Here is an 11037-nt window from a genome sequence, read left to right as displayed (position 1 = left end):
AATACACGCGCTTTGTCCCCGTTCGACGCCGACGGCGGGCGGGGCCTGCAACGCCAGGCTCCCCGGACACGCTGAAGTAACCCCCTCCAGCCCAATCCCGCTCGATCGCCCCCCGCCGCCGCATCGGTCGCTGGCCATGCGCCCTTTCCCCGCGTCGAGGTGAGATCAGGATACGGGCGGTTCGGAGGATGGGGATAAACTCGGTCGAGAAAGTTCAGGGCGTTGAAATCGCTGGGCTTCATCCGCTGAACGCCGAGCATAAGCGCTCGAAACCCTCTCCCTCTGGGAGAGGGTTCAGAAGGGCGCCCCTTCCGAAACCGCCCCTGACGTCMTCCGCCARCGGCGAGGCCRCGCCTTGAARCCTTGGCTGCCAGCSTGCTCTGGGGACTGACCGAGTCAAGGACCGCCTCCGGCGGCCGCGTCGCGGCGGCGCGACGCGCCGTCCTTGACTCGGTCAGTCCCCAGAGCTCCCATCCACCAAGGCTTTAAGGCGTGGCCCCATCCTGGGCGGATGCGGGTTTCGCAAAGCGGACGTTCCGAACGTTAGCTTAGGGTGGCTATCTGCCGTTAGATGACCGGCGAATTGTGTCCTGTTCAATGCCGGCCCCATTGCATTGGTAGAGATCCAACGCCTCCGGTTCCTTGAACACGCGCTTGAACGTACCAGTGACGATAACAAAGCGATGGTTCAGCTCGGCTTTGCGTTGAAGCAATCGATCCCCTTCCGACAGGGTCAGCAAGGCTGCGCCATCTCCCTTTCGCTCGCGATAAGCCGGAAGGCTATCGTAGATGCACCGCGAGTTAGTGCCGAGATCGATCACTCCGCCCACGGTGATCTTCTGTCCGTCAAGGGCGGCGGTCTGCGCCAAGACTTCGGATGGCCTCAGATACTGCCTGGGGGAGGCATCGGCGCCCGCGCATGCAAGTGTCACGAAGGCTAAGGCTGCGAAGAGCCATACGGACGTCACGGGGGTCACCTTACGGGTTCTCGCCGGCCGCATAGCGCGGCATGTCGGCCACCGCATCCTCAAACGCCTCTCGAATTTCGGCCTGGGTGAAGCCCAGGTCCCATAGTTCCGTCATCAGGTGATTGATGGCGCGGGGCAGCAGCGAAACGTCAGGCCATGGGTTCGTCCGGTGCAGGTCCTTCAGGACCGACGCAAACTGACAAACAGCCTCCGTGGATTGGCCCTGCCATTCATCTTCCAAGTCCGGTGCCTGTTCGCTCATGCCTTGAAGGTGCAGTTTGATTTGATGGTCCGCAATGGGTCGGGCCCGGAATCTAGGACCCAGCCCGTAACCGGACATTGCGCGTCATGCCGGAAAGCGGACTAGGTGAAGTCCAGCTAAGGGTGGACAGCAGACCCGCCTCGGCTAACGTTGTGCGATGATCCTTGAGCTTCTCGCTGCAACGAGCATTGCGACTTCCGCCATCGAAGTCTGGACGGCTGGCGATGACGGGTTAACTCAGCGCTTCGCCGAGAACTTTCGCACAGCGACGCGGGAGATTACCGGGCAACCGCTAAAGGCGACTGTGGCCCAAATCACACCTGCTCCTGGTGGGAAATGGCTCACAGTGGTGACCTTCAGCCGCGAGGGTAAAGAAATCTACGCGGCCAAATGCGCTCGGGACGAAGTCGAACTTCAGCAGTGCGCGATGGATGCGGCGTCAGCGGCCAAGCGGCTTACGCGGTAGGTCCGCTAAGGGTCGTTAGGAGACGTTGCGTCGGCGGGCGATGAAGGCGAATTTGCTGCCATGCATCCCTTTCCGCCAACATCAGAACTTCAGTTCCTAGTCGGTTTTGAGGTGTCCCAAATATGCCTGGACCCCTGGTCCACGCAGGTGCGGTTTTCCGAGGGTGGGCAGATCACCGTCGAAGGTCCCTTTGAACATTTGGATATCCAAGGTCGGTCACATCTGCATCAGACCGGCGACGAACGGGACACTGGCCCGATTTTCCTCCGGGAGCTCATCCAGAAACGCATCGCGATGGTTCAACGCGACGCCACTCGTCTGACGATCGCCTTCGACAACGGTGCGATCCTAAAGCTCTGGAGCGAAGCTACCCCTTATGAGAGCGGACAAATCTTCCGCCCCGGCGGGGAGCACGCTCCTATCGTGTTCTAACGTCCGCTGAGGGTCGAAAGCCGAAGTCGTCGCCCAGGCGAACAGCCGACATTCATCGGCCCGTGACGGCACAACCCGACGATCACGACGCGAGTTGGAGGCCTTGGCCCGCCCAGCCCCCTAGATCGGCATCCGCATGATTTCCTGGTACGCCGAGATCACCTGGTCGCGCACGGCCATCACGGTGTCGAGGCTGGCCTCGGCCGACGAGATGGCGGTGACGACGTCGATCAGTTCGGCCTTGCCGGCCGCCTGCTGGGCCATCTTGGTTTCGGCCGCGCGGGTCTGGTGCAGGGTGTCGGTCATGGCCGACTTCAGCAGGGCGCCGAAGTCCATGGCCTTCTTCGGGGCGTCGGCCCCGCCCAGCGACGGCATGGCCATCGAACCCTGGGCGGCGTAGGCCTTGGCGGCCGCGAGCGCGGTGATCATCGCTTAGCCCCTTACTTGCGCAGGATGTCGAGCGTGCGCGCTTCCATGGCGCGCGACGTCTCGATGACGTTCATGTTGGCTTCGTAGGCGCGCTGCGCCTCCTTCATGTCCAGCGCCTCGACCAGGGTGTCGACGTTGGGCAGCTTGACGTAGCCCTTGGCGTCGGCGGCCGGGTTGCCGGGATCGTATTCGGTGCGGAAGTCCTTCTGGTCGGGATCGACCTTGGCCATCACCACGCCTTCGCCGCCGGCGATCCTGGCCGGCTTGAACACCGGCACCTGCCGGCGATACGGGTCGCCGCCGGGCGTGCGCGCCGTCGAGTTGGCGTTGGCGATGTTCTCGGCGATCACCCGCATGCGGCCCTGCTGGGCCTTCAGGGCGCTGGCGGCGATCGCCATGGTCGCCATCGACTGGGAGCGGATCTCGGTCATCTAGCTATCCTTAGCCGCCGGGCCGACGCGTGGACGTCTTCAGCATCTGCATGGACTTCTGGTAGAAGCCGACGGCCGCGTCGTAGTTCATGCGCGCATCGGTCATCTTGAGCATCTGGTCCTCGAGCGTCACCGAATTGCCGTCGAGGGTGGTCTCGCTGTCCGGACCTTCCGGCGACCGCCACAGGCCGGCCGGCTTGGACGGCGCCATGTGGGCGGTGCTGGTGGCCATCATCTGGACGCCCGTCGAGGCGGTCGAGGACACCGGCCCGCCGCGATAGGGCTGGCCCGCCACCTGCTGGTCCAGCGACGCCTTGAAGCTGTAGGCCTTCATGTCGCGGGGCTGGTAGTCCGGCGTGTCGCCGTTGGCGACGTTCTGCGCGATGAGCTTCTGCCGCTCGGACAGATAGCCCATGCGGTTCTTGAGCATCGCGAACAGGGGAATGTCATCGGGACCCATGCCGCTCATGGTGAAGAAACAGGGTTAATCACGCATTAAGGAGCATGCTGCACATCAGGGGTGCGGCTCCGCGTCGCGCCCTGCGCTATTCTCCTTCGCGACTCATCTCTACTCGTTCAGCCCCTCCTTTTCCGACCAGGCGTCATGGACATCTTCGAACTGATCCGCGCCGTCGCCGCCCTGGCCGTCACCCTGGGCCTGATCGGACTGGCCGGCGTGGCGCTGCGCAAGTTCGGGCCCGACGCCATGTCGCGCATCACCGCCCTGCGCAAGGACCGCCGCATGCAGGTGGTCGAGACCCTGGTCCTGGACCCCACCCGCCGCCTGGTGCTGTTCACCCTGGACGGCGAGGAGCGCCTGCTGATGCTGGGCGAGGGCCAACTGCTGGACTGGGCGCCCGGGACGTCGAAGAAGGCCCCCGCTCCGCCCAAGCCCGCTTCCAGGCCGGCCTCCAGGTCTTCTGGCAAATCCTCCGGGGAGATCGTGGTCTGATGCGCCGCCTGCTCAAGCTGATCACCGGCGCCGACCCGAAGGACCTTCGCCAGGCCGCGATCATCTCCGTGTTAGCCGGGCTGGCCGCCGTGCTCGGCCCCGCCGCGGCGATGGCCCAGTCGGCGATCAACGTCGATCTCGGCACCGGCGCCGGCCTGTCCGAGCGCGTGGTCCAGATGGTCGGCCTGCTGACGGTGCTCAGCCTGGCGCCGTCGATCGTGATCATGACCACCTCGTTCGTGCGGATCGTCGTGGTGCTGGGCCTGCTGCGCACCGCCATCGGCGTCCAGCAGAGCCCGCCCAACCCGGTGCTGATCAGCCTGGCGCTGTTCCTGACCGCCATCGTCATGGGCCCGACCTTCGAGCAGTCCTACGATCAGGGGGTCAAGCCGCTGCTGGACAAGCAGATGGAGATGCCCGAGGCCTTCGACGCCGCCGCCCAGCCGGTGAAGGTGTTCATGCTGCGGCAGGTCGACCAGGACGACCTGGCCCTGTTCATCCGCCTGTCGAAGATCGAGAAGCCCAAGACCGCCCTCGAGACGCCGCTGAAGGTGGTGACGCCGGCCTTCATGATCTCGGAGCTGAAGCGCGCCTTCGAGATCGGCTTCCTGCTGTTCATCCCGTTCCTGGTCATCGACCTGGTGGTCGCCAGCGTGCTGATGAGCATGGGCATGATGATGTTGCCGCCCGCGACGGTCAGCCTGCCGTTCAAGCTGATCTTCTTCGTGCTAGTGGACGGCTGGCGACTCGTCGCCGGCAGTCTGGTCGAGAGCTTCCAGCGAGGTTCTGGGGGCGGTTAGTTTCAGGTTCGCGGCCCAAGCGCCGGAACGGTTAGAGAAGAACAATGGGCGTTTTCGTACTGGGGTCGATCAATCTGGACGCCGTGGCGCGGGTCGACGACCTGCCGCGGCCGGGCGAGACGGTGGCCGGCATCTCGCTGGAGCTGTTTCCGGGCGGCAAGGGGGCCAACCAGGCCGTCGCCGCCGCCCGCATGGGCGCGGCCACGCGGCTGATGGGCGCGGTCGGCAAGGAAGACAGCGGCCCCAGCCTGAAGGCCAAGCTGGCCGGCTACGGCGTGCAGGTCTCCGACGTCACCGAGCTGCCCTCGATCCCGACGGGCCAGGCCCACGTCTGGGTGTCGTCCAGCGGCGAGAACATGATCGTCGTCACCAGCGGCGCCAACGCCACCCTGACGCCCCAGCACGTGGCCGCCACGCCGTTGGAGGGCCAGCGCGTGCTGCTCTGCCAGCTGGAGACCCCCGCCCCGGCCATCGAGGCCCTGTTCCGGGCCGGCGTCGCCAAGGGCGCCCTGCGCATCCTCAACGCGGCCCCCGCCCTGCCCCAGGGCGCGGCGCTGTTCCCGCTGACCGACATCCTGATCCTCAACCAGACCGAACTGGCCACCTACGCCCGGCTGGACTACGAGCCGTCGCGCCTGGAGGAGGTCAGCCGCGTGGCCCGCAAGCTGATGAGCCGCCCGGACCAGACGGTGATCGTCACGCTCGGCTCGGCCGGCGTGGCCACGATCCGTCGCGACGAGGCCTTTCTGGTCGAGGGCCGCAAGGTCAAGGCGATCGACACCACCGGGGCCGGCGACTGCTTCTGCGGCGCCCTGGCCGCGGGCCTGTCGGCCGGCCTGGAGCTGCGCGAGGCCGTCGAGCACGCCAACGCCGCCGCCGCCCTCTCGGTCCAGAAGGCCGGCGCCGCGCCGTCGATGCCCAGCCGGCGCGAGGTGGAGCAGTTCCTGGAGGGCTGAGGCGACACCATGCGCGTTAAACCGACCTGGATCATCGCCGCGGCGCTCCTGTCCGGATGTGCCGCGCAACCCGTCCCGCAAGCGGACTGGGCCAACCTGCGGATGGGCATGAGCTATTCCCAGGTCGTGGAAATCGTCGGCCCGCCGCAGCGTAAACTTCAAGCCGGCGAGCGCCTGGACGGGGCCATCACCCCCGCCCCGGACATCGACGTCTATGTGTGGCGGGTCAAGCACGTCACGAAAAGCGCGGCGTTTACCGACGACCATCTGAACGGCCTGACGGGCCAATTCGAGTAGAGCGTCACCGCTCGCCCCGCCGCAGGTTCTTGACCAGCACCGCCACGATGATCAGCACGAAGGCCGCCAGGCGGATCAGGTAGAGGCCGCTGCGCTCCTCGTGCGGCGTGCCCAGCAGCACCGGCAGGGCGTTGCCGAGGGCCAGCAGGCCGAACGCGGCCGAGAAGGCCAGGAACAGGCCGTCGCGCGTGCGGCTCCAGAACTTCAGGAAGAACAGGCCCGCCACCAGGAAGCCCGCGGCCAGGGCTCCGGCGATCAGTCCCTCGACCGGCGTGATCGGGAAGCTCATTCGTCCACCTCCCAGATGAAGCCGTACAGCAGCGTGGCAATGGCCAGGCCGGCGGCGGCCTGGCGATAGGGCAGCAGGTTCACCTGGGTGATGAAGATCACCAGGTCGGCCACCAGCAGCAGGTTGTTGAGGGCCAGGAAGCCGAAGCTGACCGCTGTCCACAGCAGCAGGCGCGAGCGGCTGTTCAGCCAGGCCCGGGTCAGCAGGCCCGCGCAGGCCATGCTGGCCAGCATGCAGAGGATGTAGACCACCGTCGGCCCGCTCATCGGTCTTTCCCCTTGAACTTGAAGGCGTCGGCCAAGGACTGCAGGCGCTCGGTCGGGGCCGAGATCCAGCGGATCACTGTCACGGGCTTGGTGCGGTAGGTCGCGTCCAGGTCGTCGCAGACCTTGGCCAGCACGGCGGCCGCGGGCTGGTAGCGAAAGCAGCCGCGATCGTCGGCGACCACCAGTCCGGCGTCCTCGAAGGCGGTCAGGTTGTCGGTCACCAGGCTGTGGCTGGCCCGCAGGTCGCCGACCAGTTCCTCGACCGACCAGCAGCGCTCGGGGTCGTGCTTGAGGCGCAGCAGCAGTTCCAGCGCCCAGACCGAACGCACGTGCTCTCGAATGAATTGAAAGACGTCGCGGTCGACGGTCACCTCGGCCCTTCCCCCGGATTCCCCCGAACTTCCAAGCCGGGGACAATAGGCGGCGAGCACGCGAGAGCAAGCTGAGTCATGGTGTTCTCGCTCCTCCCCCTGTGGGGGAGGTGTCGGCGAAGCTGACGGAGGGGGGAGTTGGCCGAGGTGGGTCCGCTCCCCCCACCGGCGCATGCGCGCCGCCTCCCCCACAGGGGGAGGGACTTCCTAGGCGGCGCGGATGCCGCTGTGCTCGCCCGCTTGCGAGCCGACCACCGCGTCGTAGCCGAGGATCATGTCGACGTCCTTGCCGTTGCTGGCCAGGGGCAGGCGCAGCCAGAGGATCGACATGTGCGGCGTGCCCTTCCAGGCCAGGCTGTGCACCCCGACGCCCGGGCGGCGCTCGGTGACGACCTTGTCCAGCTCGCGGCGCCAGTATTCGACGGCGGCGCTGTTGTAGACGTCTTCCAGGGTGCGGCCGGTGATCTCGCGGCCATAGACCGTGTAGAGGCCGGTCCCGGCCAGACGCAGGCGGTAGTCGATCGCGCCGTCGAGGTCGCGCTTGACGTCGATCAGGCTGACGGTCGGCAGCATGCGCTTGATGCCGGCGGGATGCAGATCGTCGCGCGACGGGAGGCTAGCCCCCCGGCGGAGGGACGCCCAGTAGGCGAACATCTCCTGGTGAGCGCGGGCCGCCGTGGCCGATGCGCTCAGCTGCGCGTTCATCTTCAGATTCCTTAACAAGTCGTTGGAATCACGACGATTCACTATGTCTTAAGGACCGAATCGCCGCCAGTGAAAATCGCGCTCTAAAGCTAAGTTTGTTGAGATGAGTCAATCCGCAAGCGAAACGTCCAGGCGAAAATCAGGATGCGAAGAACGCGCTGAAATTTCGCGCCCAGGACCGCAAGCGATTGTTTGGGTTAAGGTTAATGAACGCTCAGACTCAAAATTTCAGGGGCCGAAAACGGGCCGTGGGACTCCGTTTCGCCGCCGTCGCCCCTGCCCGCTCGGCAAGCGAAAAATGCAATTCGGGCGAAGCTGAAACCGCCTATGCGCCCAAGAGCTGCGTGCTAGGGTCGCGTCCGGGGGAAAGTGGCGGCCGTTCCGGAGTCCCCTCGTGCTGAAGACCACGCTGATCGCCCTCGCCGTCCTGGCCCTCGCGCCGGCGGCGGCCGTGGCCCCCTGATGCGGATCGCGACCTTCTCGACCAAGGCCTACGATCGCCGCTTTCTCGACGCGGCCAATCACGGCTTCGGCCACGGCATCGACTATTTCGAGGCCCGGCTGGACGCGAGCACGGCGGCCCTGGCCGACGGCTATCCCGCCGTCTGCGTGTTCGTGAACGACCGGGTGGACACCGCGGTCCTGGAGACCCTGGCCAAGGGCGGGACCCGCTTCGTGGCCCTGCGCTGCGCGGGCTACAACAATGTCGACCTGGAGGCCGCCGAGCGGCTGGGCGTCGCCGTCGTCCGCGTTCCCGCCTACTCGCCCGAGGCGGTGGCGGAGTTCACGATCGGCCTGATCCTGGCGCTCGACCGCAACATCCCCCGCGCCTGGAACCGGGTCCGCGAGAACAACTTCGCCCTGGACGGGCTGATCGGCCGCAACCTCTCGGGCCGGAAGGCCGGGGTGATCGGCACGGGCCGCATCGGCGCCCTGGTCGCCCGGTGCCTGCGGCTGGGCTTCGGCTGCGAGGTGCTGGCCAGCGACCTGGCCGAAGACCCGGAACTGGTCGCGATCGGCGTGCGCTACGCGCCCGTCGACACCCTGCTGCGCGAGGTCGACCTGATCACCCTGCACTGTCCGCTGACGCCAGACACCCACCATCTGATCGACAGGGACCGACTGGCCGCCGCGCGGCCGGGCGTGATGGTCGTCAACACCAGTCGCGGGGCGCTGATCGACACCGCCGCCCTGATCCAGGGCCTGAAGTCACGCAAGGTGGGCGGCGTCGCCCTGGACGTCTACGAGCAGGAAGCGGATCTGTTCTTCGAGGACCTCTCGAACGAGATCATCCAGGACGACGTCTTCCAGCGCCTGCTGACCTTCCCCAATGTCCTGATCACCGGCCACCAGGCCTTCCTGACCGAAGAGGCCCTGGCGGCGATCGCCGAGACCACCCTGGCCAGCCTGGCGGACGCGGAGGCCGGCAGGCCCCTGACCTGCCAGGTCACCGCCCAGCAGGTTCGGGGCGCCTAACCGCGTACGGTCCTAGGCGCGTCCGCGACGCGCCGGCTTCCGGCCGCCCTGCCCCAGGCCCATCTGCTTGGCCAGGTCCGAGCGCGCCTGGGCGTAGTTCGGCGCGACCATCGGATAGTCCTTCGGCAGGTCCCAGCGGGCGCGGTACTGCTCGGGGCTCAGGTCGTACTTGGTGCGCAGGTGCCGCTTCAGCGACTTGAACTTCCGCCCGTCCTCAAGACAGATCAGATAGTCCGGGGTGATGGAGCGCCGGATCGACACGGCCGGCTCGCGGCCGGCCTCGGACGTCTCGACCTTGCCGCCGACGTTCGACAAAGCCAGGTGCACGCTGCGGATCAGGGCCGGCACGTCGCCCGCCGCGATGGTGTTGCCACCGACATAGGCGGCGACAAGGCCTGCCGTGACTTCAATGAGGTCGGACTGCTTGTCCATGTTCTTGTCGCTCCCCCGACTCGTACTGACCCTCCAGGAGCCAATTCTGTTTTGGATAGCAGATTATTACACGTGAGCAACATAGACGTGTGGGTATCTACCGTTCAAGGGTGGCGCTGGACTGGTCTGACAAATCCAGGATACAGCCATCAGTTGATAGAAACCTGGATTCCTGGCGCACAGTATTCATCGAACACATTCAACGACTGTGGTCGATTAGCGTGCAAAGTCTCGGGAAAGCGCCAGCATGGCGGCGCGCTGCGGCACCGAATATTCGTCCACGGCGGCCTCGTCACCCTCGCGGATGGCCTTCAGCAGGGCCGGGGTCATGGCCGACGACAGCGACCAGTTCCAATAGCGCAGCATGGTCTGGGCGCGGTCCACGGCGATGGTGTCGAAGGCCGTCAGCACCCGCTCCAGGCCCGGCGACGGCGCGCCCGAGGCGTCGGTTTCAGGTCGGCGCAACCCACGCCACAAAGCCCTTACCGCGCCGCGCGGCAGGCCCGTGGCCTTGCACAGGATCGCCAGCGGCTCGCCGCCCTGATCGGTGAAGATCTTGGCCCCGGTCATCGGCTTCAGGCCCGACAGATAGGAGATCTCCTCGGCCGTCTCGCGGGTCATGCCGTTCTGGGCGGCGGCGATCGCGTCCTCCAGACTGGCGTAAGGACTCTTGGCGATGGCGGCGCGGTTTCGCTGACGTCGTTCAATGAACTGAAGCGCCTTTCGCGACAGCGGATCCTGCCAGCCCTCGGCCGAGGCCAGGGGGAAGACGTCGCCGACCGCGTCCTGCAGGATTTCCCGCGACACGGCGAAACGCTGCAGAATCGTGCGTCGCGCGTCGGCGTCGGACCACCAGAACATCACATAGGCATGGCTGGGCCGCAGCTCGGCGCGCTTGAGCAGCAGGGGAATCAGTTGCGGATTGTCGCGCGTGGCCGCGACGATGTTCTCCAGCCCCTGGTGGCTGAAGCGCGTCAGGTCGTTGCGCAGCAGAAGCTCGGTGACGCCCACCTCGTCCATGTCGACCAGGGCGTCGGCCACCACTTCGCTGACCCCGCGCCGCTGGGCGATCAGCCGGCGATGGTCCTGGGTGCTGTTGTAGAGGCAGCTGATCAGGTCGGCGTCGCTGAGCGAGGGCGAATGCTCCAGCAGGGTGCGGGCCACCGGCAGTTCGTCGCGCAGCAGCAGGCGGACCAGGACACCGGGCATCTCGGCCAGATTGGCCAGGCGGCGGGCCACCTTCTCGCGCTCGCCGACGACGGCGTCGCGCAGCATCTCGACCAGCAGGTCGGCGGTCATGGCGCGTTCGAAGGCGTTGATCCGGCTGGCCGGCAGGCAGACCACGTCGGCCAGCCGCTTGAGCAGGGCGGCGCGCGAACGCGGCGTGGCGGCCGGTTCGGGCTCGGGACTGGCGAAGGGCGCGGCGAAATCGTTCATGGTCGTCCTGACGGCAACCCGTCGTGCTCAAAGCCTAGACCGGAACGCCCTAACGTCGGATGAGCGGC

Annotated in this window: 17 protein-coding genes; 6 read left to right on the top strand and 11 right to left on the bottom strand. The window is 66.5% G+C overall.

Annotation, left to right across the window (positions count from 1 at the left end; all coding sequences use genetic code 11):
• Window positions 1-557 precede the first annotated feature (557 nt).
• Both AC1DYP_RS11260 and AC1DYP_RS11255 read right to left on the bottom strand, forming a co-directional pair.
• Window positions 558-869: a hypothetical protein gene (locus AC1DYP_RS11260; protein WP_477046400.1), complete on the bottom strand. Its 312-nt coding sequence runs from the start codon at window positions 867-869 to the stop codon at window positions 558-560.
• Window positions 870-978: 109 nt separating this feature from the next.
• Window positions 979-1230 carry a hypothetical protein gene (locus AC1DYP_RS11255; protein ID WP_477046399.1) on the bottom strand — a complete coding sequence of 84 codons (252 nt, stop codon included), beginning with the start codon at window positions 1228-1230 and terminating at the stop codon, window positions 979-981.
• Between the two features lie 526 nt (window positions 1231-1756).
• Between AC1DYP_RS11255 and AC1DYP_RS11250 the strand changes: the two genes are divergently transcribed.
• Window positions 1757-2128 (top strand): hypothetical protein, encoded by a 372-nt coding sequence (locus AC1DYP_RS11250; protein ID WP_477046398.1) that lies wholly within the window; start codon window positions 1757-1759, stop codon window positions 2126-2128.
• Between the two features lie 120 nt (window positions 2129-2248).
• On the opposite strand, the gene fliE is transcribed toward AC1DYP_RS11250, so the two are convergent.
• Genes fliE through flgB form a run of 3 tightly spaced genes read right to left on the bottom strand, consistent with a single transcriptional unit; the run spans window position 2249 to window position 3448 of the window.
• Window positions 2249-2557: a flagellar hook-basal body complex protein FliE gene (fliE, locus tag AC1DYP_RS11245; protein WP_477031941.1), complete on the bottom strand. Its 309-nt coding sequence runs from the start codon at window positions 2555-2557 to the stop codon at window positions 2249-2251.
• Window positions 2558-2568: 11 nt separating this feature from the next.
• Window positions 2569-2988 carry a flagellar basal body rod protein FlgC gene (gene flgC / locus AC1DYP_RS11240; RefSeq protein ID WP_477031942.1) on the bottom strand — a complete coding sequence of 140 codons (420 nt, stop codon included), beginning with the start codon at window positions 2986-2988 and terminating at the stop codon, window positions 2569-2571.
• Between the two features lie 10 nt (window positions 2989-2998).
• The gene (gene flgB, locus AC1DYP_RS11235) at window positions 2999-3448 is read right to left on the bottom strand and encodes a flagellar basal body rod protein FlgB (protein ID WP_477031943.1); all 450 of its coding nucleotides are present in this window, start codon (window positions 3446-3448) and stop codon (window positions 2999-3001) included.
• 144 nt (window positions 3449-3592) lie between these two features.
• Between flgB and AC1DYP_RS11230 the strand changes: the two genes are divergently transcribed.
• The 4 genes from AC1DYP_RS11230 to AC1DYP_RS11215 are packed head-to-tail and all read left to right on the top strand — an operon-like array spanning window position 3593 to window position 5993.
• Window positions 3593-3940, top strand: coding sequence for a hypothetical protein (locus AC1DYP_RS11230; protein WP_477046397.1), 348 nt, complete (start codon window positions 3593-3595; stop codon window positions 3938-3940).
• Window positions 3940-4740 carry a flagellar type III secretion system pore protein FliP gene (fliP, locus tag AC1DYP_RS11225; protein WP_477046396.1) on the top strand — a complete coding sequence of 267 codons (801 nt, stop codon included), beginning with the start codon at window positions 3940-3942 and terminating at the stop codon, window positions 4738-4740. Before AC1DYP_RS11230 ends, fliP begins: the two co-directional genes overlap by 1 nt.
• 44 nt (window positions 4741-4784) lie before the next feature.
• Window positions 4785-5696: a ribokinase gene (locus AC1DYP_RS11220; RefSeq protein ID WP_477046395.1), complete on the top strand. Its 912-nt coding sequence runs from the start codon at window positions 4785-4787 to the stop codon at window positions 5694-5696.
• A gap of 9 nt (window positions 5697-5705) precedes the next feature.
• Entirely contained in the window at window positions 5706-5993 is a 288-nt protein-coding gene (locus AC1DYP_RS11215) for a hypothetical protein (protein ID WP_477046394.1), read from the top strand.
• A gap of 4 nt (window positions 5994-5997) precedes the next feature.
• Here the strand turns inward: AC1DYP_RS11215 and AC1DYP_RS11210 are convergent, their stop codons facing one another.
• The 4 genes from AC1DYP_RS11210 to mopJ form a co-directional block, all read right to left on the bottom strand.
• The gene (locus tag AC1DYP_RS11210; RefSeq protein ID WP_477046393.1) at window positions 5998-6282 is read right to left on the bottom strand and encodes a DUF5985 family protein; all 285 of its coding nucleotides are present in this window, start codon (window positions 6280-6282) and stop codon (window positions 5998-6000) included.
• Window positions 6279-6548, bottom strand: coding sequence for a DUF5985 family protein (locus tag AC1DYP_RS11205; protein WP_477046392.1), 270 nt, complete (start codon window positions 6546-6548; stop codon window positions 6279-6281). Before AC1DYP_RS11205 ends, AC1DYP_RS11210 begins: the two co-directional genes overlap by 4 nt.
• A complete protein-coding gene (locus AC1DYP_RS11200; protein ID WP_477046391.1) occupies window positions 6545-6919 on the bottom strand; it encodes a hypothetical protein in 375 nt (124 codons plus the stop codon). Before AC1DYP_RS11200 ends, AC1DYP_RS11205 begins: the two co-directional genes overlap by 4 nt.
• Before the next feature lie 207 nt (window positions 6920-7126).
• A complete protein-coding gene (gene mopJ, locus AC1DYP_RS11195; protein WP_477046404.1) occupies window positions 7127-7630 on the bottom strand; it encodes a motility/cell cycle regulatory protein MopJ in 504 nt (167 codons plus the stop codon).
• A gap of 456 nt (window positions 7631-8086) precedes the next feature.
• Between mopJ and AC1DYP_RS11190 the strand changes: the two genes are divergently transcribed.
• On the top strand, window positions 8087-9100 hold the full coding sequence (locus tag AC1DYP_RS11190; protein WP_477046390.1) for a 2-hydroxyacid dehydrogenase: 1014 nt from the start codon (window positions 8087-8089) through the stop codon (window positions 9098-9100).
• 12 nt (window positions 9101-9112) lie between these two features.
• On the opposite strand, the gene AC1DYP_RS11185 is transcribed toward AC1DYP_RS11190, so the two are convergent.
• Both AC1DYP_RS11185 and AC1DYP_RS11180 read right to left on the bottom strand, forming a co-directional pair.
• Complete coding sequence (locus AC1DYP_RS11185) at window positions 9113-9532, bottom strand: Ros/MucR family transcriptional regulator (RefSeq protein WP_477046389.1); 420 nt, start codon at window positions 9530-9532, stop codon at window positions 9113-9115.
• 216 nt (window positions 9533-9748) lie between these two features.
• Window positions 9749-10969, bottom strand: a complete 1221-nt coding sequence (locus AC1DYP_RS11180; protein ID WP_477046388.1) for a DUF2336 domain-containing protein — start codon at window positions 10967-10969, stop codon at window positions 9749-9751.
• Window positions 10970-11037: the final 68 nt, after the last annotated feature.

The sequence above is a fragment of the Caulobacter sp. P1_D6 genome (assembly GCF_056406095.1).
Note: the sequence above shows the minus strand (reverse complement) of the source record. Positions and strands in the feature narration are given on the sequence as shown.